Below are 23,254 nucleotides of genomic sequence, written 5' to 3'. Positions count from 1 at the left end.
TTTGTGGTCGTTTAGCCCTTGACGGCGCCGGCCGTCATGCCTGCGACGATCTGGCGGTTGAAGAACAGGTACATGACGAACGGCGGGATGGTGATGAGCAGGATGTTCATGAAGAGCAGGTTGTAGTTCGTGGTGAATTGGCTCTGGAAGTTGAACAGCGTCAACTGCACGGTGGCGTTCGCGTCGCCCGGAAGGAAGTAGAGCGGGTGTTGGAAGTCGTTGAAGATGGCCACGGATTGCACCACGATGACGGTGACGATGACTGAGCGCAGCAGCGGAAAGATGACCCGGAAGAACAGCCGGACGGGCCCGCATCCGTCGATCACGGCTGCTTCGTCGAGTTCCTGCGGGATGGAGGCGATGAAGGCCCTGAAGAGCATGACGCAGAAGGACAGGCCGAAGGCGACCTCAATGAGGATCAGGCCTGGCAGGGTCTTGAACAAACCGATGCCTTGAAGGACCCAGATGGTGGGAACAATCGCCGGCGGGATGATCAGTCCGGAGAGGATCAGGAAGTTTGCTACGCCGTTCCAGCGGGATTTCCGGCGCTGCAGCACCCAGGCGACCATGGCCGCCAGGACCACCAGGATGGCCACGCTCGCCACGGTGAGGATGGTGCTGTTGATGAAGGCTGTCACCAGCATGAACTTCCGGGCAGAAAGTACCTGGGTGAAGTTCTCCACGAACTGGAAGTTGGTGGGCCAGGTGAATTCGAGCTTCGCTGCTTCCTTACGGTCCTTTACCGCCTGCAGGACCATGAAGAGCAGGGGGATGATGAAGACGACGACGGTGACTGCGATGGCCAGGATGCCAACGGCGTACCTTCTGACGGCGGTGATCACTGTTCCACCTCCTTGCGGTTCAGGAACATGGACAGGGGAAGGATGATGGCCGTCACGATCAGGAACAAGACAACGTTCCCGGCTGTGGAGAGGCCGTAGAAACCTGCCTGGTATTGCTTGTAGATGACCGACGCGATGACGTCCGACGTGAATCCGGGGCCGCCCTTGGTCATGGCCCAAATCAGGTCAAAGGAGCGCAGTCCGCCGATCAGGGAGAGGATGATCACCGTTGCAGTGGCTGGGCGGGCAAGGGGCAGGGTGATGTTGAAAAAGCTCTTGATGGAGCTGGCGCCGTCCATTTTGGCTGCTTCGAAGTATTCCTGGGGAATGGACACGATGCCGGCGATGTAGATGACCGTGGCGAGGCCGACGCCTTTCCAGACGTCCACCAGGGCGACGGAGAGCAGTGCCCAGGCCGGATCGGTCAGCCAGGCCGGTCCCTGGATTCCGACGGCGGCGAGCGCCTCATTGATCATGCCGTTGCGAGGATCCATCAGCACCGTGAAGACGATGCCGACCCCAATGCTGCTCAGCAGGACAGGGAAGAAGATCACCGAGCGAAGGTAGCCCCGGGCAATGATCTGCGATGTCAGCAGTACTGCAAGGAGCATGCCGAGGACCACTTTGAGGCCGGAGGTGACCAGCCCGTAAATGAAGGTGTTGGTGAGGCCTTTGAGCAACGCCGGCTCTTGGAAGAACTGGACGAAGTTGTCCAGGCCGATAAACGTGAAGTCCGTGAGATTCCAGCGCGTGAAGCTGAAGAAGAACGAGGCAAATGTGGGAACCAGGAACAAGGCGGTGTAAATAACCGCGGCCGGCAGGTAGAACCAGTAGGGGTAGGGCGAGCTGCCCTTGCGGCGCTTGGCGGGCGCGGCGGGCGCCAGGTGGCGTACTGCGGGCTGCGTTGGTGCGGTGTTCAGTGTCATGAAAATCTCTCCAAGGACCGTCCGGGCCACGGGGCCCGGACGGCTTGTGGGGTTTGGGAGGTTAGTTCCAGCCAGGCAGGTTCAGCTGCTTGGCCTGCTTCTTGACGTCCTCGTCATAGAGGGCGGCGCCGTCCTTGCCGGAACGGATACCCGAACCGACTTCTACGGTGATCTGTTCAAGGGCGGGGCCCTTGACCGGGGACAGGAATTCCAGCGCAGGGCTGTTCTTGGCCGGGTCTTCGAAGAACGGAAGCATGTCCTTGACGGCGTCCGGCACGTCAGAGGGCAGCTCGCAGTCCTTCACCAGGTACGGTCCTGCCGCACCCACTGCCGCCGTCTGCGCATCGCACCCTGCCTTGCTGGCGATGAAGGCCTGGAATTTCTTGGCTTCCTCGAGGTTCTTCGTGGACTTGGGAATGTACGTGCCACCCGGCATCCAGACCGTCAACTTGTTCTTGGCAGCGTCGTCCCCCGGGAGCGGGAACAGCCCCAGATCGTTCAGCTTGTCCGGGTGCGTCACCTTAATGTTGTTCAAGGCGAAGGTAAGGATGGGGTACTGCGCACCCTCACCGTCGACCAGCTTGTCCTGCGCCTGCTGGTAGGTGGTGGATGCAAAGTCCTCGTTGAACAGACCGGCCTTCGCTGCCTGCTCCAGGTGCTCGAACCCCTTAACCGCGGCCGGGTTCGTAGCGTACTTGGCCTTGTTTGCGGTGTAGTCAGAGGCAAAGTTCGGGTCAGCGGTGATGACGTTGGCGAAGTCGCCCAAGACAAAGAGCTGGGACGTCCATGTGGTTTGGTAGGACTGGATTATCGGCGCGATGCCCGCGTCCTTGATCTTCCGGCTGTTCGCCATAAACTCGTCCCAGGTCTTGGGCACAGACAGTCCGAGCTTCTCGTAGACCTTTTTGTTGTAGAGGACGGCTCCGGCCATGCCGGTGCTGAAAGGCACCCCGTAAACGTCGCTGCCGGAAGTCACTACGGGCTTGAACGAATCCGCCACGTTGCCCAGGTACGACTCATTGGTGATGGGCTGCAGGTTCTGTTCCGGATTAATCTGCTGCAACAGTGATCCGGTGTTGTAGTTGAATACGTCGGCCATGTCACCGGTGGACAGGCGGGTCTTCACGATGTTGTCACCGTCGCCGCCCTGGGGACGGGTCTCGATGTCGACTTTGATGCCCGGGTTCGCCGCGGTGAACTCTTCGGCGACCTTTTCAGCCGCCGTCACAGTGTTTTCCGCGTTGTCCACCAGCCAGGTGATGGTCTTTTCGTTTCCGCCGCCACCGCTGTTGCCCCCGCTGCAACCCGTCAGGGCCCAGCACTGTTACTCCCCCGGCCAACGCGGCCCGGTGCTGCTTGCTCCTTACGGCCATCTTTACCTCCTCGTAAAGCCACGGACCCAACGGCCGTGGAACGTTTCAAAAGAGAACCTGCCGCTGTCGAACAGGCCCGTGTATTTTGTGTAGATCGGTCTACGTTTGTCCACTGTAAGTCATGTCACAGCTCTTGCCAAGACTTTTTGTAGATCAATCTACAATTACGCATAGGACTCGTAACCGAAGGGAACGCCATGACGGAGCAGCTGAAACGGGCCACTATCAGTGATGTTGCCGAACACGCCGGCGTCTCCCGGGCCGCCGTCTCCAAAGTCCTTCGCAACGCCTACGGGGTTAGCCCCGCCATGCGGACCAAGGTGGAGGACTCCATGGCTCTCCTCAACTACCGTCCCCTGGCCTCGGCCCGGGGCATGCGCGGCAGCAGCTATACCTTGGGTGTCTTCCTCGTCGACCTCTCCAATACCTTCTTCTCCGTCCTTGTGGAAGGTGTGCGCGATGTCGCTGAAGAACTGGGATACCAAGTGCTTATCGGACAGGCGCGCCAAGGGCTCGATGCACAGCAAAAGCTCATCGAAGCCATGGTGGACCGCCGGATGGACGGCCTGCTGCTGATCGCCCCTTTCGGGCCCAACGAAGAACTGGAGAAACTGGGCCGCACCATTCCGGTCGTGGTTTTGGGACGGCATGGACCCGCCATGCATTTCGACACGGTGGCCAGCGATGATATCGCCGGGAGCGCGCTGATCGTGGACCACCTGGTCGCGTTGGGGCATCAGCGGATTTCGATGCTTGCCAACACCCAACCGTCCAGCGAGCCTGGAATGCCCCAAACCGTCCGCCTCGAGGGGTACGACATCGCGATGAGAAAGCACGGCCTTGACGAATGGATTGACCATGTACCGGGAAGGTGGGGATATGAGAGTGGCCTGGAAGCTGGGCGTTCACTGGCCAAGCGGCCGAGTGGCAAACGTCCGACGGCCCTGCACGGAGGTGCAGACGTGGCAGCCCTGGGAGCCTTCACGAGCTTATTTGACTCCGGAATCGATATTCCGAAGGACATCTCACTGGTCGGGTACGACAATGTCCCGGCCGCGTCACTTCCGCCCATCGGCCTGACCACAGTTGATCAGTCGGGTGTGCAGATGGGCCGACAGGCCGCCGAACTTCTCCTCTCAAGAATCGAAGGCCGCCAAGAATCCCAGCACATTCTGGTGCCGCCGCGGCTCATAATTCGGAAGACAACATGCCCTCCAGCATCGGCGGACGCATCAAGTACCGATCCATCACGGCGCTCCTTTCCCGTCGAGTAATTGCACCAACGCGGTCTGGCTCCGTTTCTGCGGAGCTATCCGCCCAAAGCCGGCAGGCCGCCGTCGTAATGTCCGACGCCGGCCCGCTGGCCAGGCGCGTTACTCCCCTACCGTCCCGGGGCACGGTAGGACGGGGTCTTCTTGGCGGCCTCGTCGATGTCCTCGACCGTCAGGAGCGGCTTCAGCCGGACGTTGACGTTTCCCGACGAATTGATCAGCAGCGACAGCGCTGCGGCGCTCGCATCGTCAGGCACTTCGAAAACGCCCAGGACGTCGTAGTAACCAAAGGCGTAGTAGAAGCTTTCCAGTGTTCCACCCACCGATTTCAGGGCCTCGGTCAGGGCGTCGCGCCGCGCGGTACCACCTTCCTGCATGAGCCCCTTGATGCCCTGGCCCACGTACGTTGCTTCAAACAAATACTTCGGCATGGTCTTTCCTCCTGGCATGTTCAATGCGGCGCCTCATTTCGTGACTGCGGGGGTTGGACGCCGATAAGGCGGAACGTATTCCCCCGAATAGCAGCAGTCAAGATGCAGGGACACCCATTAACAGGACTAGGGAAAAGGGCACTGGGAACGGAGGCCCGACTCTCGGAAAAAGCTGCCTGCCGCAGCCCAAGGCCGTTCGGCCCTACCGGTGCCCACGCGGCCGGCACAGGCTGGAACAGGTAGGCGCCAGGGTCAACGCCCGCGTGCTCGGCGCCGGACCGCTTGCTGGAACGCGGGTTCTGAGGACATCCCACCATGTCAGTTGCAGGAGGACGTCTCCCCGGACACAGACGGGCTCTGCCGTTCGAAGGCCGCCGCAGTGACGCCCTGCGCATCACACTCCTCGCCGCCGGACCACTGTCGTCGCTGCTTTACGTGGTGTTCACCGACGGCATCGCGGCCTCCCAATGGGCCGGCTACCGCCGCACCGAACAGATGGTGAGCGAGCTGTTCGCCGTCGGCTCCCCCGGCTACCAGGTCGTGGCCCCTTTCACCTGGTTTTACACGGTGCTGTTCACCGCGTTCGGGGTTGGCGTCTGGACCTCCGTCCGCGGCAGCCGGGCCTTGCGCATCGGCGCCGGGCTGCTCACCGCGTACGGGCTCTGGAACATCATGGGCGCACTCTTCCCGCTGCGCCTTGGCGACGACTCATCCATCCCCATGCACATCGTTGCCACCAACGTTCAACTCGCCCTCATGGTCGCAGCCATGTGTTTTGTGGCAGCAGGGTTCCACGGCCGGATGCGCGCCTACTCGATCGTTTCGCTCGCAATGTCAGCGCTCATGGGTATGGTCGCGTTCATGGCAGCCCCGGGACCGAACCTCGTATTGGGCATTGGTGAGCGCATCAGCATCGGGGCGTTCCTGCTGTGGGTTGCGGTCCTGGCGGCAGTGCTGTGGAAACGGCCGACGGAGATGGGCAGTGAGGGGGCACCGTCATGACTTACGTCATGGACTTGGGGGACGTTGGCCGCGGTGACATCGCGGGAGCCGGCGGCAAGGCCGTGGGCCTCGGCGGCCTCATCCGGGCCGGACTGCCGGTCCCGCCGGGGGTGGTCCTCACCACCGCCGCGTACGCGGATTTCATGGCCGGGAACAACCTGGAAGCAGCCATCCAGGAGTTGGCCTCGCTGCCGCCTGATGCGTCGCCCCAGGAGTATGAGCATGCGTCCGCGCTGATCCGGACCCTGTTCCACAAAGGCTCGATCCCTGCCGCCATCCAGGCCGAACTCGAGTCCGCCTATGAACGCCTTGGCGGCGGGGACACCGCCGTGTCGGTCCGCTCCTCCGCCACCGCCGAGGACCTCGCCTCCGCCAGCTTCGCCGGGCAGCAGGAGAGCTACCTGAACATCCGCGGCCTGGACGCCCTGGCCAAAGCCGTCATCAACTGCTGGGCGTCCCTCTGGACGGCGCGCGCCATGGCCTACCGTGCCCGCGAAGGCGTGCTGCCCGGCCAGGTGCGCCTCGCCGTCGTGATCCAGCAGATGGTTGAGGCCGACGCAGCGGGCGTGATGTTCACTGCCAACCCCTCGAACGGCCGGCGCGACCAGACGGTGATCAGCGCCGCGTGGGGCCTGGGCGAGGCCGTGGTCAGCGGGCAGGTCACCACCGACGATCTCACTGTGGACACCCACACGGGCAAAGTCCTTACACGGCAGACAGCCGACAAGGAACTCATGACCGTACCCTCGGAGAACGGAACGGCGGAAGAACAGGTGGCGGAAGCGCGCCGTCGTGCGCCGGTCCTAGACGATGCGGCGGCAGCACGGCTCGCCACCTACGGACAGCGGATCTCTGACCATTTCGGGGCGCCGCAGGACATCGAGTGGGCCAGGGCGGACGGCAAGTTCTTCCTGCTCCAGTCCCGGCCCATCACCGCGCTGCCCGAACCCGCAGCCGACGTCCCCACCGAATGGCCCGTGCCCTATCCCAAGGGCCTCTACTTCAGGGCGAGCATTGTGGAGCAGATGCCGGAGCCGCTCTCCCCGCTCTTCACCGACCTCATCGACGGCTCCGTGTCCCGCTCGCTGTCCGCCCTGATGAACCAGGCGCTGGGCCCCGGCTCCCTCCGCGACGGCGACGTCCGCTTCCCTACCGTCAACGGCTACGCCTATTACTACTACCGCACCTGGCCCATGCTGCGGATGACGGGCAGGACGGTGCCTGCGATGCGGGCGCTGTTCACAGGCACGGCGCACATGGGCATCGCCGGCTGGCGCGACTACTCGCATCCACGTTACGAACGCATCATCAAGGACTGGTCGGCGAAACCGCCAACAGAGCTTGCCGGAGACGAGCTGCTTGCGGGCGTGCAGGCCCTGCTGGACGCCGGAACCGTGTACTACACCGCCGTGCAGTCCATCATCCCGATGGCCGACATGAGCGAACTCTCCTTCCGGGCCTGCTACAAGGCCGTCCGGCGGGAGGGCGATCCCCCCGCCCAGGAGTTCCTCCTCGGCTTCGACAGTGAGCCCATCCGCGCTGAAAAGTCGCTGTACGACCTCGCAGGCTGGGCGCGCAGCGATCCCTCGCTGGTGAAGGCGTTGCTGGAGCGGCCGACGCCGGAACTCGCCGAGTGCCAGCGCACGGGTTCCGCGCCGGCCGGGGTGGATGACGTCCTGTGGCAGGAATGGTGCTTCACCTTCCAGGAGCATCTGGCCCTCTACGGCCACGCCGTCTACAACCTGGACTTCGCCACCCCGGTGCCCGCCGACAACCCCTCCGCCCAGCTGGAAACGGTGAAGTTCTACCTTCGCGGGCAGGGCACCGACCCGCATGAGCGGCAGCGGCTGCTGACCGAACGACGGGAGGACCTGACCCGGGAAATGGCATCACGCCTGGGCCCGCGGCGCCGGGCACTGTTTCTCCGGGTGCTGAAGTGGGCGCAGGAGACGGCTCCGGTCCGCGAGGACGCCCTGGCCGACGTCGGACTCGCCTGGCCGCTGCTGCGGCGCATGCTGCTCGAGCTCGGACGGCGGCTGGTGCTGTCGGGTGTCATCACTTCCCCGGACGATGTGTTCTGGCTGCGCTTCCAGGAACTTCAGAGTGCCGTGGAGTTTGGGCTGGCGGAAGCGGATGCCAATGTGGCCCTGGCCGGTGCATCCCGGCCGGTCCGTGCCGCCGCCGTCGAGGAACGCAGGATGCTGTGGCGCGGCCAGGCGAAGGCCGAAGCCCCGCAGATGCTGCCGCAGAAGGCATGGATGGAAAAGGCCTTCGGCTCAATGATGCCGGCCGGGCCGCAGCACCAGGCGGGCGACGTGATCCAGGGTGCGGGCGCCAGCTCCGGCCGCGTGACGGCGCCCGCCCGCGTCCTGCGCGGTCCCGAGGACTTCGGCCGGATGCAGCCCGGCGAAGTGCTGGTGGCCCGCATGACCACTCCCGCCTGGACCCCATTGTTCGCAATGGCCTCCGCTGTAGTGACCGATGTGGGCGGTCCCCTGAGCCACAGCTCCATCGTGGCCCGCGAGTACGGCATTCCGGCGGTCCTCGGAACGGGCGTGGCGACCCAGCGGCTGGCGGGCGGACAGAACGTGAGCGTGGACGGCGACGCCGGGACGGTCACCATCGAGGCCAGCGCCGGTGCCGCCGGGCAGCCTGCGGGTTCCAGGGCGCCTTCATCCGCAGACGACCTGAATCCTGGGTACGAGGGGAAGGTGCAATGACACATCACACGAGCAGGGGCGCATTGCTGGCAGGGTGTGCGGGGGCCTGTTGTGCAGCCGCTTACCTGTCAATTGTGCGGCCCCGCCTGCTCCGCTGGGGTGCGACCCCCGGCGAAGTCCAGGGGCCCTACCCGGGCGCAAACCTGATTCCGGACAGCTCCCGAAGCGCGACCATGGCCGTGAATATCGATGCGCCCCCTTCCCGCGTGTGGCCCTGGCTGGTGCAGATGGGCACAGACCGAGCCGGCTGGTACAGCTGGGACCGTCTCGACAACTTCGGCCGGCGCAGCGCTGAAAGCCTTCATCCCGAGTGGCAGGACATCGCCCTCCACCAGCATTTGGCCGCCAAGCCGGATGGCAGCGAGTGGTGGGAAGTCGCGGCCCTTGAACCCGAGCGGTTCTTGGGCCTCCGCATGTCCCTGGATCTGCGCGGGCGTCCCTTCGATCCGGCAGGGACACCGCCGCGCTATTACACCGACTCAATCTGGGGATTCGACGTGCGCAGCCTGCCGGACGGACGGACCCGGCTGGTGGTCAGCGGCTACTGGGCGCTGCGGCCCAAATGGCTCAAACCCATCATGAGCGTAGCCATCCTGGAACCCTCACACTGGGTCATGCAGACCCGTCAATTCTCGAACCTCAAGCGGCTCGCCACCCTCGTTTGATGCCCCGGCCGAAGGACTTTGCGGGCAGAATATTCGGGTGAACAAAAACCGGCTCGAGGCCTTCAGCGACGGCGTACTGGCGATCATCATCACCATCATGGTGCTCGAACTGCACACCCCGGAAGAACCAACGTGGGCGGGCGTCGCCGCCGTCCTGCCCACACTCTTCACCTACCTCCTGAGCTTCGTGTACGTGGGGATCTACTGGAACAACCACCACCACATGATCCACCTCGCCAGCCGGGTGACCGGCGGTATCCTCTGGGCCAACCTTCATTTGCTGTTCTGGCTGTCGCTGTTCCCCTTCACCACACGGTGGATGGATGAGTCCGGCTTCCAGCAGGTCCCCGTGCTGCTGTACGGGATCAACCTGCTGTGCGCCGCAATTGCCTACTTCATCCTGGAGCGGCGGCTGATCGCAGTCCAAGGGAAGGATGGGGCGCTGGCCAAGGCTGTCGGTCGGGACTGGAAGGGCAAGTCGTCTCCGCTGATCTACCTCACGGGGATCGGCCTCACCCTGGTGCAGCCGCTGCTGGGAGTCGCCGTCTTCACCATCGTCGCGCTGGTCTGGCTGGTTCCTGACCGGCGGGTGGAACATTTCGTCGTCGAAGCGCACCAGGACAGCGTCGGCGAGCCGTAAACGGGGCCACCGCATCGCGGACTTTCCGCCCTTGCCGGGCCCATCTGGCGCGAGTACCTTGACGCCATGAGTGACCGCGATGATTTCGTCCAGTGGATCAATACGACTCTTCATGACGCGGAAGTCGCCCTGCACAACGGCGACGCAGACCCGCGGCGGGCCATCTGGTCGCGCAACGAGCCCGTGAGCATCTTGGGAGCCTTCCGCAACGCTTACGGGCTGGAAGAAGTGGAGCAAATCTTCAGGTTCCTGGAGGACAGCTTTTCCCACTGCACGTCATGGGAGTTGGAGTTGCATGCGTGCGACGTTACCGGGGACATGGCATACACCGCAGGCATCGAGCGCATCTCCTTCCGCAGGGACGGGGAGCCCACCAACCTCACGCTCCGGGCAACCCAGGTTTACCGGCGCGAGGACGGCCAGTGGCGGGTGGCCCACCGGCACGCCGATGCCCTTGCAGTCTGATCACCTCGTGGCCTCCGCTTCCTCGAGGCCGCTCCGGCTACTCCCCCATGCCCGGGTGCACGGGAACAAAGTCCACTTTATTGCCGGAGTTGGCCCGGCTTGCGGGGGTTCGGTTGAATCCCTTCGCGTCGAGGCCATTCCTGGCGCGGAACTCGGCGAGCGCAGCGTCGTAGGCGTTGTTGAGCGTCCGACCGGAGAACTCCCCGGTGCTGCCGTCGTTGAAGTCAATCCGGATGCGGACGCTGGCCGGGTAATGCCGATTCATACGGATGAAGCCCTCGGCGTCCTGCTGGAGAGTGATCACGCAGTCCTGCTTTCGTTTGGGAGCAGACTCAAGTTTGCCGCAGCTTTACTGAAGCGGCATCGTGCCCCATGCCATAGTGGCCTATCGCGGCCGGAGCGCGGACGGAAAGATTCAAATGGCCTGACGGTTGCTGGACTCCGTGGGCGCCGGGGCCGGACCCAGGTGTCGTTCATCCTCACTCAGGTCTCGCTCAACGTTTTCGAAGCATTCACTAAAGAATATGAAACTTTACGTTCTCAGGCGAATTCTTGGCGGACAATAAGTGTGTCAAATAGCCATGGCCGTAGTGTCGGCATAAATGCTAAACCGACAACGTAACGCCAGCCTCGTCGGAAGTTCCTCTCTGGATCCACCGACGTTGCTTGTCTATGGGGGATGTACTTCGTGGTAAATGGAACTTCGGTCATTAGTGTCTTCCCTGGTGCCCGCCTCACAGTGCGCATCGGGAGAACTTCCCGCCTGGACCTGTGCTGCTGGTTCCACCTCACAAAGACAATTGCCTGCCCAGGCGATGCCATCTTCCGCCGTTCGTAAGCTGTTCTAGCTGGCTGCACTTTACAGAAGCAATTCGCAAGGTCTCACTTGCACCATAAAAGGGGAAAATCATGTCCGATATCAAGAACAACACCGCGTATCCTAAAATGCCGGAGCAGCCTGTTCACCACGTCCGCATCCTAGGAGAAAAACGCCAGAATGGCCTCGGTGTTGCAGCACTGGTCGTCGGCATTGTTGCCGCCGTTTTCAGCATGATCCCGCTAGTAGGAATGATTTCCTTCTTTCTCGGTCCCGTGGCAATCATTCTCGGTATCATCGCCCTGTTCCTTAAGAACCGAAAAAAGGGCATGGCCATCACCGGAGTCATCCTCGGTGTCGTCAGCCTGATCGTCGCCGGCGCGGTGACTGCGGGTGTTAGCGCCGCCGCAAAGTCAATCGATGACAAGATCAATGCCGAGCACACCGTAGAGTACGTGGTAACTACGTCCGGTCCCGCACACATTTCCTACTGGACTCCTGGCGGAACTTCGACAGAAGACATCACTGCTGAATGGAAGAAATCCATCACGTCGAAGGAATTCAATGTCACGAGCATCTCTGTGACGGGGAGCTACTCCGACGCTTCGGGTGCAGTCTCTTGCGAGATCCTGGTCGACGGAAAGAGTGCAGGAAAGAACACGGGCAGTGGCACCGGCGCGCACGCTTCCTGCTCTGGGAACACCTGGCAGAAGTAGAACTGGATTAGGGCTGGTACTGGGCGGCGGATTGCTTCCCCGCACCAGCTTTACCCGGACTCGTGCCCACTTCGTCCGGGCTCTAATGTTCAATTTAAGCCACCCCTCGCTGGGCACGGCGCCGTATTCGCCTGTCAAGCCTCGGGTGGCCAAAGCCGAACGGCGGCACGCAACCCGGGTGCCGCCGTCGTGATGCCTGGGTCAGTGATGGGGCTCGTTCCTAGCGCGCCTCGAGGACTGTTTTGAGCTTTGCCAGCTGGGCGACCTCCTGGTCCATGGTGCGCTGGACCACCGGCCCCATGAGTTTCATCAGCCCCTTGGGCTGCAAATCCAGGGTGAAACGGACCTTCGTCCCGCCGTTGGATGGCCCGAGGTGGTAGGCACCGGATGGGCGTGCGGGACCGGCCACCACCTGGAAACCGAGGAGCGTGCCGGGTTCCGCGGCGGTGATCTCATAGTCGCCGTCGATGGCCCGGCCGCCCGGTCCGCTTAGTGTTTGCCTGTATACCGCGCCAAGCGTTCCGGGAGTGCCGCTCTTCAGGGAGATGGACTGAACGCCTGTACGCCAAGCCGTATTGTTCAACCCGTCGGCCAGGAACATGTATACCTCGGCGGGCGAACGGCTGATGGTGATCTGGTTCTCGGCGTGAGCCATGGTTGCCCCTTAAGCGTGTCTTTACGTGTCCGAATGTCGCGGTACCAAGAGATAATCTGCCATCGGCGGCGCGTCCGGGGAAGGCATGAACGGCCAGCACCGCCGCCACACCTCAAGTTTGCCGCAACTGCCTTGAAAACCACGTGACGAACAGGGCCATACTGGGCGATGGGGATGACACCGCATGGAACATGGTTGAGGTTCGGGCTGGTCTCAGCCCTGCTGATCGCGATCCACGTGGGCAGCTTTTGGTTCTTTTCCGAGGGCGTTTACCAGGGCAACACGAGCGTCCCGCTGCGCAGGTTCCCGGAGGATGTGAGCATCTGGGATGTTCTGACCTTCACTCCGATCTTCATCGGGCTCAAGTTCCTGGCTTACGACTCGGCAGTACGGACCATCACAAAGGACTACAGGCCGGCGGCACTTACTGTCGTCTTCATCGCCGGGTACGTGGTGGCCCTGGCAATGGACATCGCGTGCCTCATCGCCGCGGCAAAACCTGTTGCGGACTCGGGGTTCGCGCTTTTGGGCCCGATTCTCCAAACACCGTTGGTACTACTCTTGGCCTTCGCGATCATCACAGGTGTGTCGGTGCAGCATGACGCCCCTCCGCAAGCGCGACCGGGCACACCGCGTTAACCTCCGATCCAAACCGGCCGCATCCGTCCCCCAGGCCGCCCTCCCTGGCGAGGACTGCTGACCGGCCACCCACGGGCCGGCACCCTTGGGGAGCAACCGGAGGTGCTCAGCCCTCGCAGGCCACCCCGTCGCCGTCGCCGTCCAGCCCTGACCGGTAGCCGGCGGTTCCCGCATACAGCGGGGCCGCATCGGCAGCCACCACCTCCGCGCAGTTGGCGTAGTAGACGACAGTGCTGGCGCCTGCAGGCGCCACAGTGGTCGGGGCCGGCTGGCCGGGGCAGGCGGCCAGGATCCCGGCGATCGCGTCGTGCTCCGCCTGCGTCACCCACAGGCTGTAGCGCGCCTTCACCGAAACCTGCCGGGCCACGTACTCACACCGGAAGCCCTTGGCCGGCGGCAGCCAGGTGGCGGCGTCGCCGTCGCCCTTTTGCTGGTTGGTGGGCCCGTCCGTGGCCTGCAGGTTCAGCGGATCGTTGGCGAAGGCCGTCCGCTGCTCCGTGGTCAGCTGCTGCGCACCCTTCTGCCACGCGTCGCTGAGTGCCACCACATGGTTGATCTGCACGGCGCTGCTGGTGGTGGTGCCGCGGACGAAGTCGATGGCGGTGCCAGTGTAGGGGTCTGCGAGCACACCGGTCTTGACGGTGCACGGGACGCTGTTGACGTAGGTGATCCCGGTCAGGTCCCGGTTGAGGATGTCATTCCGGGTGTCGCAGCCGTTCTGGTCCACGTCCGCCCACGTTGCCCCGAACAGCGAGCGCTCGTACCCGGTTTTGGGCGCCCGGCCCTTTATCGGCAGGGCCTCAAGCAGGTCGGCCGCCTGCACGGCTTGCGTCGTGGTGGTGCTGTCGGCAGCAACCGCCGGCAGGTTTGCGCTACAGAGGGCCAGCACGGCGGAAAGGACGACGGCGGCAGCCCAGCGGGTGCCGGACGCAGGCGTGATGTTGGGCAAGGCCGTGTAACCAGACAATGCAGCCCCCAGGTTAATGTGCGAAGAGTTAGCGGCGTCAGCCCCCCATACCTGCTGACGCCACCGAAAAGCCTAACGGCGGCACATCCGCCGAATGGCTGGTTTCACCGGAACTCGGTCAATCCTCTCCGACTCCTGTGCAAATCCTGCGGCGTACCCTCTCCCTGCGCCCTCAGCCTCGTATGGCGCTGTGCGGATGGAAGCGCCGTGTCTTCTCCTACACACGCGGCGACGGCGGCACCCAAGGTGGGTGCCGCCGTCGTCCGTCTTCCTGCATGCCGGCCAGCAGCTATCGGTGGGTACCGGCAGCGGAGTCCGCACCCTCGACCGACGGAGTGTCCGCATCACCCTGGGCGGCGTGCCCGCCGCCGCCAATCCCCCTGCGGGTCTTGACCAGGCTGGCCACGGTGGCCACCAGGATGGTGGCGCCGATGAAGAGCAGCGAGAACCAGATGGGGACCTGCGGCACCCACAGGAGCGGCTGGCCGCCGTTGATGAAGGAAAGCTCGTTGACGTGCAGGGCGTGGAAGACGAGCTTCACCCCGATGAACGCGAGGATGACGGCCAGGCCCTGGGCCAGGTACACCAGGCGTTCCAGCAGGCCGCCGATGAGGAAGAACAGCTGCCGCAGTCCCATGAGGGCGAAGGCGTTGGCGGTGAAGACGATGTACGCCTCGCTGGTCAGGCCGTAGATCGCGGGGATCGAGTCGACGGCGAAGATCAGGTCCACGAAGCCGATGGCGATGATGGTGAGCAGCATGGGTGTGACGAAGCGCTTGCCGTCCAGCTTCACCGTGAGCCGGTCCCGGTGGTAGTCCGGGGTGACCGGCAGGACGCGGTGCACCAGCTTCATGAACCTGCCGTCGGCCGGATTGGCATCGTGGCCGCCGAACGCCTGCCGGTATGCGAGGAACAGCAGCAGCGCACCGAAGATGTAGAACACCCAGGAGAAGTTCGCGATCAGCGTGGCCCCGATGGCGATGAAGCCGCCGCGGAGGATGAGGGCGATGATGATGCCCACCATCAGCACCTTCTGCTGGTACTTCCTGGGAACGGCGAACCCCGTCATCACGATAAGGAAGACGAACAGGTTGTCCACGGACAGGGCCTTTTCGGTGAGGTAGCCGGCGAAGTACTCGCCACCGAAGGTCCAGCCCGAGACCACACCGATCCCGACGCCGAACAGGAGCGCGAGTCCTATGTAGAACGCGGACCAGCGCGCCGATTCGCCGATGGACGGTTCGTGCGGTTTGCGGACGTGGGCAAAGAACTCGTAAACGAAGAACAGGATTGTCACGGCAATGGTGATGATCCAGACGAGGGGTGTTACCTGCATGGCGGGTACTCCAAGGGGTAGGCGTGGCATGGACGCCAAGGTCTCCTCCGCCCGGTGGAACCGGAGCCGGTGGCCCGGGATACATCGCTGCATCCGTATTGACGGGCCACTCACAGACGGGAGTACTCCCCTTGATGGGTTAAATGGTATCTGATGAACGGGCGACGGCGGCACCCGGTTCCGGATGCCGCCGTCGTTCTTCTAACGTCTCCGGGCTACCCCGCGGGCCGAACCACGATGGCCGAGCCGCACTGGTTGATGGTCGTGCCGGAGCTTGACGCTGCGGTGGCCGTCTTGGTGCCCGTGGCGGACGTATCGGTCAGCGGGAGCGAATCGACCTCGATGGCCGCGTTCGACTTGGATGCAATGCCGGACGTTGCGTCGCTGACCTCGGACATCCCCGCCGGTGGCGCGAATGACGTGGTGGCCGAGTTGGTGCCGTTCCGCGCCCCGTGTGCCGTCAGCAACAACGCTCCCGGGGTTACCGGGGTGATTGATGGAGCCCGGACTGCCGGGTAGGCCACCCCACTGTTGGTGTCAGTGGCAGGTGTGACGTCCAGTGGCGTGGTGGTGTTTGCGCCCTGCACCGCAACCGTCGACCACGCATACCGGGAGGCGGGTTCAGGCACGTTCGGCGCACTGTCCCCGGCCTGCATCACCCGGTACCAGACCGCCTGGTGTGCCGAGGTGGACCCGGCACTGGTGAAGTCGCCCACTGCCCGCGTCCATCCCGCTGGGGCAGTGGTGTTCGCCGAGCTTGAAACAGTCACCTGCGAGAACAGGAACACTGTGTCCCCTGGCTGCCAGCCTGCCGGCAGGGTGGCAGTGTACGAGCCCGATGCGGTCAGCTCGCCGGCTCCGGTTGCCGTCGACCGGACCGAGACCGCTCCCGGCGTCGGCGAGGTCGTCGTCGGCGTTGGAGTGGGCGTCGGCGAGGTCGTCGTCGGAGTCGGCGTGGGTGTCGTCGTCGTGGTGGGTGTCGGCGTCGGCGTCGGCGTCGGCGTCGGCGTGGGCGTGGGCGTGGGCGTCGGGCTCGGCGCAGGTGCCGACCTGGTGACCGTGAAACTGTCCGTATAGGTCCCGCCGGAGGCGCGGACGAATGAACCCGTCAATGTAGTGCTGGTCACGGAAACCTTCAGGAAGCCATAGGTTGGGTTGTTGTTGCTGCCCATGAAACTCTGGAAGTACGGCGCCGTCGTCGTGTTGCTCTCGCTGTTGATCGATCTGCCGCCCGAACCCACCGTGGCCAGGATAGTCCCGGTGCCGGCGGCGAATTGCCCGTTGGGGTTGGTATCAGCCACGCAGTCAGGGTTGAAGCTGCTGACTGGGATGGCCGTGCAACTGCCCTTGAGTGCTAGCGGATAGCTGCGCGCGTACGCGTGGTCGTGTGCCTGAAGGTACAGATCCACCTTCTTGGAAACAAGCATGTTCATCAGGTCAGGGCTGGCGGCGCAGGGGTAATTGACCATGGACAGGCAGTACATGTGCATCCCCACGACGATGAACGGGATCCCGGCAGCGCGCGCCGAGTCAATTGCCGACGTCACGAACTTGTAGCCCTGGGTGCCGGACTTGTACGACCAGTCAAGGCCCGAACCGCTGTATGTCAGCTTCGGGGAGACCATGATCATCCGGACCAACGGGCTGCTGGCCGGGTAGTCGGTATAGAACTGCTGGGCATAGTTGCCGACTGAGCCGAGCTTGTCCGGGAGGCAGGAAGCGAACTTGGACCACAGTCCGTCGGGTCCGTCGTCCTCGTGGTTGCCGGTGATGAATTCATACGGCATGGTTCCGGCATGCTGTGAGACGAACGAGCACCAGGCAGACTCCGGGGTGATCTGGGAGTAGGACAGGTCACCGAGGTTCATCATTGCCCCGACCCCGGCGTTGCGCGCGGCGTCGATCACTTTGCCGGTCACCGTGTTGCCACCGGTGTCGCCGGCGAATCCCAGGCTCACCGAAGTCGCGGCGGTAGCCTGCGACTCCCGTGAGGTGGCGAGGAAGTAGACATTTGCAAGGACAAGGGTGGTGCCCAGCAGGACTGCCAGCACTCTGCGCAGTGGATGGCGCATGCGCCCGTGGCCGTTCACTTGCAGCTCCATTCGGTCGCGCGGCGAAGCCCGTCAACTGCCGCTGAGTAACCGACGACCACGGTGGTGTCACCCTGGCGTGAAACGGAGGTCGCCGCCCCGGACACTCCAGCGAACTGGCCGTCGGTTCCCGGAGCCAGGATCCGCGCGCTCTTGCCCATCCACATCACCGCTTGGGGCCGGGATCCGCGGAAGGACGGCGTGCTGCCCGTACCCACGGCGATCCCCGCAGTGCCTGCCTGTGCGCTTGAAGTGGGACCGGCGGCCGCTGTGCCTACGTCCGTGACACCGGAAGCGTCCCACGCGGCAGCGTGGGTTCCTTGCGGCACGGCGCTCTGGCCGAGCGCCTGACCGGCAGAGTCGATCGCGAGCACTACGCCGCCCCGCCCGGCGACGGTTGGCAAGGCCCGGGGGTCGCCAGCCGGCGACCACAGGACCGGAGTTGCGTCGTCGCCCAGCGCCACTCCGCCGGCCGTGCCGTCGGGGCCGACCGCGAACGCATGACCGCCGCGCGCACCGGAGGGCAGCGTGAGTTCCCGCGGGGCCGAGGTCACGCTGGACCAGACGGCGGGTCGCTCGTCCTCATCGGCGCCAGGTCCGTCGGAGTGCTCCTCGTCGGCGACCAACGCCCCGGCCACAACGCCGTTGTCAGAAATCACCGAAGGGAGGGCGATATCACCGGGGCTAACGGGAAGGAGATGGTACTGCCCGTCCTGCCACCACCAGCCCACGAGGGCCTGGTTGGCGGCGTCGTACCCGGTGCCGACGACGATTCCAGCCGCGTTTACCGACGCAGGCGCCGCCGCATCAAGTGGGACGTTGATAGGAGTCGGCTGACCGTCACGCCAGAGCACGGGCGCGGAGTCACCGGCAGCGTTGTCGGCGAGGCCGACCGCGAGGCCGTTACCGGCAGCTGCGGTCACATTGCTGCCCCTGCCGCCCAGGCCTGGGAACAGCCGCACCGAACAGTTCGTGGCAGGCGGCAGCTCCGGCCCTGCGGCTGTCGCGGCAACCGGCAGGAGCACCATGCCACCTTCAACTGCCAGCAGGAGCGCTGTCAGAATGGCCGGAGGCCGGAGATCCCTGGAACCGGGTGGATGATGGCCCGTGAAGGGATGGCCTCCCCGCGGTAAGCCAAGCCAGGAAATCCTGCCGTTGCTGCCCCGGCCGCCAAGGCGACCCAATCCACGGTCCCGCATCGTTGCTCCCCAGAGTTGAATTCCCTGCCCCAGCAGCATTTACATGGCAGACGGCCAGTCTCCTGGCCGCACTGTCGTTTGAGACTAGGAGCCGGGGCAAGGGGAAGTCACGAGTAACAGCTACCTGCTTCCGTGCATGCACCGTACTTACCCAAGGCAACCATCTTGGATATCCCTCCTGTCCCCAGTGGCCGGCAGCACCGCGGCACCCAACCCGTGTGCCGCCGTCGTACGTCTTGGGCGAAGAAGTCCTACCTGAACCTGGGCACCAGCACCGGAGTGTTCTTCTTGTACTCCTCGTAGTCCGCCTGGCCGCCCCACTTCTTGTCCGCCTTCTTCTCCAAAGGCGGCACGCCACTGCCTTTGATCAGCAGCAGCGCCACGAACACCGGCGAAATCAGGGCCGCCCACTGCCAGCCCTGCAGCACCGGCAGGGCGATGATGGCCACGCCCACCCACAGGGTGATCTCGCCAAAGTAGTTGGGGTGGCGGGACCTGGACCACAGGCCGGTGCTGATGAAGCGTCCCTTGTTGGCGGGGTCGTCCTTGAAGCGGTTCTTCTGGAGGTCCGCCGCGGTCTCGATGGTGATGCCGCCGAGCCACACCAAGAGGCCCACCCAGAAGAACCCGTCCAGGCCCACCTTCTTGTCCGAGGTGATGGCAACCCACGCGAGCGCCGCAGTGAGGACCACCCACAGGCCCTGGATGGTCCACGTGTTCAGGAAGCGGAAAAAGTCCGGCTTGAGCTCATCAAAGCGGTCGTCCTTGCCGTGCTTGCTGATCCGCAGGAACAGGAAGCTGCCCAGCCGCGCGGCCCACAGCACCACCATGGCCGCAAGCAGCATGCCGCGGGCGTCCACGCCGGGGGACGCCAGCACCAGGAGCACCGTGATGGAGATGTAGGTCAGGGCACCGGTGAGGTCGTAAAACTTTTCTGTCTGCGCCTTGTAGGAAGGGATGAACACCAGCCACTGGATCACGAAGGCTATGGAAACCCCCAGCGCAAACACGGGAAACCCGCCGATCCTCGAGCCGCCCTGGTTTCCGGCGAGGGCGATGAGCACCGCCACCACTACGGCAATGATGGTGCTGATGAGGGCCTTGCGGCTCTTTTCGTTCACGGACAGATTCCTTTCCCCTGGTCCGCCGCGCGCTGCTGCACGGCAGTCCCCGTCCGCACCCCTCCGGGCACGGTTGGATCCAACAACAACGCAGCCCTGGTGGCCTTGTCCACTTAGTCTTCGGAGCAGAAGCGGGGTGGTATGGGTGGACCTGGCAGGTGTGCGGGGCCCGCCCTTCCCGGAACAATCCGCTTTCCCGGCAGTCCAGCCCCGGCACTGGCTGCGAACCACCCCTGAACCGCACCCGAGCCAAGGAGCCCACCGTGAGCCCCCGCACCAAGAACTGGCTGACCGCCTACGTTGCCAGCGCCGTGATTTTCGCCGTGCTGGACCTGATCTGGATCCTGCTGGTGGCCAACCCGCTCTACCAAGGCCAGATCGGCCACTTGCTCGCGCCCAAGGCCAACCTGCCGGGCGCTGTGCTGTTCTACGTCGTCTTTGTGGCGGGCATGGTGCACTACGGCGTCCGGCCCAATGACCCGGACGCCTCGGTGCGGCAGCGGGTCACCGGGGCAGCGCTGTTCGGGTTCTTCACCTACGCCACATGGGCGCTGACCGGGTTCGCCGTGCTGAAGGATTTCACCGCGCTGGTGGCCGTGACGGACATCCTCTGGGGCGCCGCAGCGTGCAGCCTGGTGACATGGGTGGCCTCAACCGTCCTGCGCCGGCGGCTCAGGAAGCCCGCCGCGGCCTGAGGCTGGGTCACCGGCGTCACGCCGAGCATGCTTTCCGGGCGCACAGACTGGCCCAGTTTTCAGCGCACAGCGAGGGAAACAACGGGCAACCACCGCCGTTCGGCCGTCAAAACCGGGCCAGTCTGACGCCAGGCGGAGACTAACCGAACAGGGCGACCACCTGGGTCAGCGTCTGGAAGACGCCATAAGCCAGCGGGATCCCTACCAGGACCCACGCCAGGACCAGCCTTCCGGTGGACTTGTTGACCGGCTCGTGTGCGCCGTGGGTGTGTGCGGTGCTGCTCATGTCAGGCCTCCCTGGTGGATACATGCCGCTCGGGGCGGGATTCGTGGAACCGTGCGTCGACGGGTTTGACCAGCAGGTTGGCTACAAAACCGATCACCAGCAGCGCAACCATGGTCAGCAGGGCGGGCTGGTAGGAAGCGGCATTCAGCTGGCCCGGCTTGCCCTGCGCGTCCAGGATGCTGTTGACGATCAGCGGCCCCGCCACTCCGGCGGCGGACCAGGCGGTCAACAGCCGGCCGTGGATGGCGCCCACCTGGTACGTCCCGAACAGGTCCCGCAGGTAGGCCGGGACGGTGGCAAAGCCGCCTCCATAGAACGAGATGATGACGAAGGCGAGCACCACGTAGAGGGCCGTGGCGCTGGACCCGGCAAGCGCCAGCACCGTGTACAGCACGGCACCCACGCCCAGGTACACCATGTAGATCCGCTTGCGGCCCGTGACGTCGGAGGTGGCGGACCAGGCGAACCGGCCGGACATGTTGCCGATGGACAGCAGCCCCACGAAGCCCGCGGCCACGCCGGCGCTCACCAGGGATTTGCCGTCGGACTGCCTGAAGAAGTCCTGGATCATGGGCGCCGCCTGCTCCAGGATGCCGATGCCCGCCGTGACGTTGCAGAACAGGGCCACCCACACCAGCCAGAACTGCCGGGTCTTGATGGCGTTCTTCGCCGAGACGTTTTCGGTGGTCACCAGTTTGGCCGCCTTGACCTTGGCGGGGTCGAACCCGGCGGGACGCCACCCGTCGGCAGGCACCCGGACGGTGAACGCACCGAACAGCATGTAGGCGAGATAGACGACGGCGAGGGTCAGGAAGAGCTTGCCCACGGCGTCACCGCTGGCAACCCAGCCCTGCGCACCGGAGTTGGGGTCGTACGCCTTGAGCAGGGCCTGGGACACAGGGCTGGCGATCAGCGCGCCGCCGCCGAAACCCATGATCGCCATGCCAGTGGCCAGGCCCGGCCGGTCCGGGAACCACTTGATCAGGGTGGACACCGGCGAGATGTAGCCGATGCCCAGTCCGATGCCGCCCACCACGCCGTAGCCCAGGTAGACCAGCCAGAGCTGCCGGGTGAAGATGCCCGCCGAGCCGATGAGGAAGCCGCCCGCCCAGAACATCGCGGACGTGAACATCGCCTTGCGCGGGCCGTTGGTGTCCACCCAGGTGCCCATGACCGCGGCGGAAAGTCCCAGCATGACGATGGCGATGGAGAAGACCACGCCGACCTCGGTCAGGCTGGCCCCGAAGTGCTTGACCAACGCCGTCTTGTACACGCTGGTGGCGTAGGCCTGGCCAATGCACAAGTGGACGGCGAGCGCCGCCGGCGGGACCAGCCAGCGGTTGAAGCCCGGCGGGGCGATGGAGTGGTCACGGTCCAGGAAGCCCATGGTTGATTCCCTTTGCTTTCGATGACGTCGATGTCTGATCGATCCAGAGGCTAAAGACCTTGTTGAGCCAAGCCTCTTGCCTTGGGCAATCATCATGCAATTGATCAGCAAACGTACTGTTGGCGCGCTGAGCGGCGCGGATTTTACGGCGAGCGGCGGTCAGGCGGCCTTGATGGGTGGTTTGCCGGACGACGCCGCCTGGCCCTCCCGGGCCAGGAACGCCGAAAGTTCGCCGATGGTGCTCATGAGCGGTGCCGGGAAAACCACGGTGGTGTTCTTGTCGACGCCGATTTCCACGAGGGACTGGAGGTTTCGAAGCTGCAGGGCCAGCGGATGGGCCATCATGGTGTCGGAGGCGTCACCGAGGGCTGTTGCGGCAATAGCTTCACCTTCGGCGGCGATGATCTTCGCCCTCTTTTCCCGTTCAGCTTCAGCTTGGCGGGCCATAGCGCGCTTCATGCTTTCGGGCAGCTGGATGTCCTTCAGTTCTACCAACGTGACTTCCACGCCCCACTCGACGCTGAGCACATCGAGGATCTGCCGGATGTCAGCGTTGATCCGCGCGGTCTCGGACAGGGTCTGGTCCAGGGTGTGCTGGCCCACGACCTTCCGCAGGGTGGTCTGGGCGATCTGGTCGATGGCCGCGGCAACGTTTTCGATGGCGACAATGGACTTCACGGCGTCCACCACCCGGTAGTAGGCCACCGCTGAGACGTCCACGCTCACGTTGTCCTGGGTGATGATGCCCTGGGACTGGATGGGCATGGTCACGATCCGAAGGCTGACCAGCGGCAATCGGTCGATGACCGGGACGATCAGCCGCAGCCCCGGGTCCCTGACACCGATAACCCTGCCGAGCCGGAAGAGCACACCCTTCTCGTATTGGCGCACGATTCGAATGGACATCTTCGCAACGATGAGCAGCAGGATGACAACAACAATCACAATGACAGTGGTGGGGTCCATCAGGATCCCCTCCTGGTTTATGAGCGGAACGTGCCGGTGCCGGGG

The 23,254-nt window shown here is 64.2% G+C and carries 23 protein-coding genes; 9 read left to right on the top strand and 14 right to left on the bottom strand.

Annotated features, from left to right (window positions below):
- Positions 1-11 precede the first annotated feature (11 nt).
- The 3 genes from ACTHQS_RS00250 to ACTHQS_RS00240 form a co-directional block, all read right to left on the bottom strand.
- Positions 12-842: a carbohydrate ABC transporter permease gene (locus ACTHQS_RS00250; RefSeq protein ID WP_440165014.1), complete on the bottom strand. Its 831-nt coding sequence runs from the start codon at positions 840-842 to the stop codon at positions 12-14.
- The gene (locus ACTHQS_RS00245; protein ID WP_440165013.1) at positions 839-1,768 is read right to left on the bottom strand and encodes a carbohydrate ABC transporter permease; all 930 of its coding nucleotides are present in this window, start codon (positions 1,766-1,768) and stop codon (positions 839-841) included. The genes ACTHQS_RS00250 and ACTHQS_RS00245 overlap by 4 nt, the downstream gene beginning before the upstream one ends.
- A gap of 61 nt (positions 1,769-1,829) precedes the next feature.
- Positions 1,830-3,017, bottom strand: coding sequence for an ABC transporter substrate-binding protein (locus ACTHQS_RS00240; protein ID WP_440165012.1), 1,188 nt, complete (start codon positions 3,015-3,017; stop codon positions 1,830-1,832).
- 321 nt (positions 3,018-3,338) lie between these two features.
- On the opposite strand from ACTHQS_RS00240, the gene ACTHQS_RS00235 reads away from it, so the two are divergent.
- The gene (locus tag ACTHQS_RS00235; protein ID WP_440165010.1) at positions 3,339-4,415 is read left to right on the top strand and encodes a LacI family DNA-binding transcriptional regulator; all 1,077 of its coding nucleotides are present in this window, start codon (positions 3,339-3,341) and stop codon (positions 4,413-4,415) included.
- 107 nt (positions 4,416-4,522) lie between these two features.
- Here ACTHQS_RS00235 and ACTHQS_RS00230 read toward each other — a convergent pair whose 3' ends face one another.
- Positions 4,523-4,843 carry a GYD domain-containing protein gene (locus ACTHQS_RS00230; RefSeq protein WP_440165008.1) on the bottom strand — a complete coding sequence of 107 codons (321 nt, stop codon included), beginning with the start codon at positions 4,841-4,843 and terminating at the stop codon, positions 4,523-4,525.
- A gap of 315 nt (positions 4,844-5,158) precedes the next feature.
- Here ACTHQS_RS00230 and ACTHQS_RS00225 point away from each other — a divergent pair, with 315 nt between their 5' ends.
- The 5 genes from ACTHQS_RS00225 to ACTHQS_RS00205 all read left to right on the top strand — a co-directional run bounded on the left by ACTHQS_RS00225 (position 5,159) and on the right by ACTHQS_RS00205 (position 10,335).
- On the top strand, positions 5,159-5,845 hold the full coding sequence (locus tag ACTHQS_RS00225; RefSeq protein WP_440165006.1) for a DUF998 domain-containing protein: 687 nt from the start codon (positions 5,159-5,161) through the stop codon (positions 5,843-5,845).
- Positions 5,842-8,565 carry a PEP/pyruvate-binding domain-containing protein gene (locus ACTHQS_RS00220; RefSeq protein WP_440165004.1) on the top strand — a complete coding sequence of 908 codons (2,724 nt, stop codon included), beginning with the start codon at positions 5,842-5,844 and terminating at the stop codon, positions 8,563-8,565. Before ACTHQS_RS00225 ends, ACTHQS_RS00220 begins: the two co-directional genes overlap by 4 nt.
- A gap of 173 nt (positions 8,566-8,738) precedes the next feature.
- Entirely contained in the window at positions 8,739-9,230 is a 492-nt protein-coding gene (locus ACTHQS_RS00215) for a hypothetical protein (protein ID WP_440165002.1), read from the top strand.
- Positions 9,231-9,267: 37 nt separating this feature from the next.
- Complete coding sequence (locus ACTHQS_RS00210) at positions 9,268-9,870, top strand: TMEM175 family protein (RefSeq protein ID WP_440165000.1); 603 nt, start codon at positions 9,268-9,270, stop codon at positions 9,868-9,870.
- Positions 9,871-9,936: 66 nt separating this feature from the next.
- Positions 9,937-10,335: a nuclear transport factor 2 family protein gene (locus ACTHQS_RS00205; RefSeq protein WP_440164999.1), complete on the top strand. Its 399-nt coding sequence runs from the start codon at positions 9,937-9,939 to the stop codon at positions 10,333-10,335.
- A 37-nt stretch (positions 10,336-10,372) separates the two neighbouring features.
- Here ACTHQS_RS00205 and ACTHQS_RS00200 read toward each other — a convergent pair whose 3' ends face one another.
- The gene (locus ACTHQS_RS00200) at positions 10,373-10,639 is read right to left on the bottom strand and encodes a hypothetical protein (protein ID WP_440164998.1); all 267 of its coding nucleotides are present in this window, start codon (positions 10,637-10,639) and stop codon (positions 10,373-10,375) included.
- Between the two features lie 605 nt (positions 10,640-11,244).
- Here ACTHQS_RS00200 and ACTHQS_RS00195 point away from each other — a divergent pair.
- Complete coding sequence (locus tag ACTHQS_RS00195) at positions 11,245-11,868, top strand: DUF4190 domain-containing protein (protein WP_440164997.1); 624 nt, start codon at positions 11,245-11,247, stop codon at positions 11,866-11,868.
- 220 nt (positions 11,869-12,088) lie between these two features.
- On the opposite strand, the gene ACTHQS_RS00190 is transcribed toward ACTHQS_RS00195, so the two are convergent.
- Positions 12,089-12,523, bottom strand: a complete 435-nt coding sequence (locus ACTHQS_RS00190; RefSeq protein ID WP_440164995.1) for an SRPBCC family protein — start codon at positions 12,521-12,523, stop codon at positions 12,089-12,091.
- Between the two features lie 195 nt (positions 12,524-12,718).
- On the opposite strand from ACTHQS_RS00190, the gene ACTHQS_RS00185 reads away from it, so the two are divergent.
- Entirely contained in the window at positions 12,719-13,162 is a 444-nt protein-coding gene (locus tag ACTHQS_RS00185) for a hypothetical protein (protein ID WP_440164993.1), read from the top strand.
- Between the two features lie 106 nt (positions 13,163-13,268).
- On the opposite strand, the gene ACTHQS_RS00180 is transcribed toward ACTHQS_RS00185, so the two are convergent.
- The 5 genes from ACTHQS_RS00180 to ACTHQS_RS00160 all read right to left on the bottom strand — a co-directional run bounded on the left by ACTHQS_RS00180 (position 13,269) and on the right by ACTHQS_RS00160 (position 19,875).
- A complete protein-coding gene (locus tag ACTHQS_RS00180) occupies positions 13,269-14,129 on the bottom strand; it encodes a GmrSD restriction endonuclease domain-containing protein (RefSeq protein WP_440164991.1) in 861 nt (286 codons plus the stop codon).
- A gap of 289 nt (positions 14,130-14,418) precedes the next feature.
- Positions 14,419-15,465, bottom strand: coding sequence for a TerC family protein (locus ACTHQS_RS00175; RefSeq protein ID WP_440164990.1), 1,047 nt, complete (start codon positions 15,463-15,465; stop codon positions 14,419-14,421).
- Between the two features lie 215 nt (positions 15,466-15,680).
- A complete protein-coding gene (locus ACTHQS_RS00170; RefSeq protein WP_440164988.1) occupies positions 15,681-17,555 on the bottom strand; it encodes a hypothetical protein in 1,875 nt (624 codons plus the stop codon).
- Positions 17,552-18,583, bottom strand: a complete 1,032-nt coding sequence (locus tag ACTHQS_RS00165; protein ID WP_440164987.1) for a hypothetical protein — start codon at positions 18,581-18,583, stop codon at positions 17,552-17,554. Before ACTHQS_RS00165 ends, ACTHQS_RS00170 begins: the two co-directional genes overlap by 4 nt.
- A gap of 422 nt (positions 18,584-19,005) precedes the next feature.
- The gene (locus ACTHQS_RS00160) at positions 19,006-19,875 is read right to left on the bottom strand and encodes a DUF1295 domain-containing protein (RefSeq protein WP_440164986.1); all 870 of its coding nucleotides are present in this window, start codon (positions 19,873-19,875) and stop codon (positions 19,006-19,008) included.
- Positions 19,876-20,138: 263 nt separating this feature from the next.
- Here ACTHQS_RS00160 and ACTHQS_RS00155 point away from each other — a divergent pair, with 263 nt between their 5' ends.
- Positions 20,139-20,570, top strand: coding sequence for a DUF2177 family protein (locus tag ACTHQS_RS00155; RefSeq protein ID WP_440164984.1), 432 nt, complete (start codon positions 20,139-20,141; stop codon positions 20,568-20,570).
- 139 nt (positions 20,571-20,709) lie between these two features.
- On the opposite strand, the gene ACTHQS_RS00150 is transcribed toward ACTHQS_RS00155, so the two are convergent.
- From ACTHQS_RS00150 to ACTHQS_RS00140, 3 genes are all read right to left on the bottom strand, one after another.
- Positions 20,710-20,856, bottom strand: coding sequence for an MFS transporter small subunit (locus tag ACTHQS_RS00150; protein ID WP_440164983.1), 147 nt, complete (start codon positions 20,854-20,856; stop codon positions 20,710-20,712).
- 1 nt (position 20,857) lies between these two features.
- On the bottom strand, positions 20,858-22,243 hold the full coding sequence (locus ACTHQS_RS00145) for an OFA family MFS transporter (protein ID WP_440164982.1): 1,386 nt from the start codon (positions 22,241-22,243) through the stop codon (positions 20,858-20,860).
- A gap of 159 nt (positions 22,244-22,402) precedes the next feature.
- Positions 22,403-23,209 carry a slipin family protein gene (locus tag ACTHQS_RS00140; protein WP_440164981.1) on the bottom strand — a complete coding sequence of 269 codons (807 nt, stop codon included), beginning with the start codon at positions 23,207-23,209 and terminating at the stop codon, positions 22,403-22,405.
- Positions 23,210-23,254: the final 45 nt, after the last annotated feature.

The organism is Arthrobacter sp. SAFR-044 (assembly GCF_051965175.1).
Classification (GTDB): Bacteria; Actinomycetota; Actinomycetes; order Actinomycetales; family Micrococcaceae; genus Arthrobacter.
Note: the sequence above shows the minus strand (reverse complement) of the source record. Positions and strands in the feature narration are given on the sequence as shown.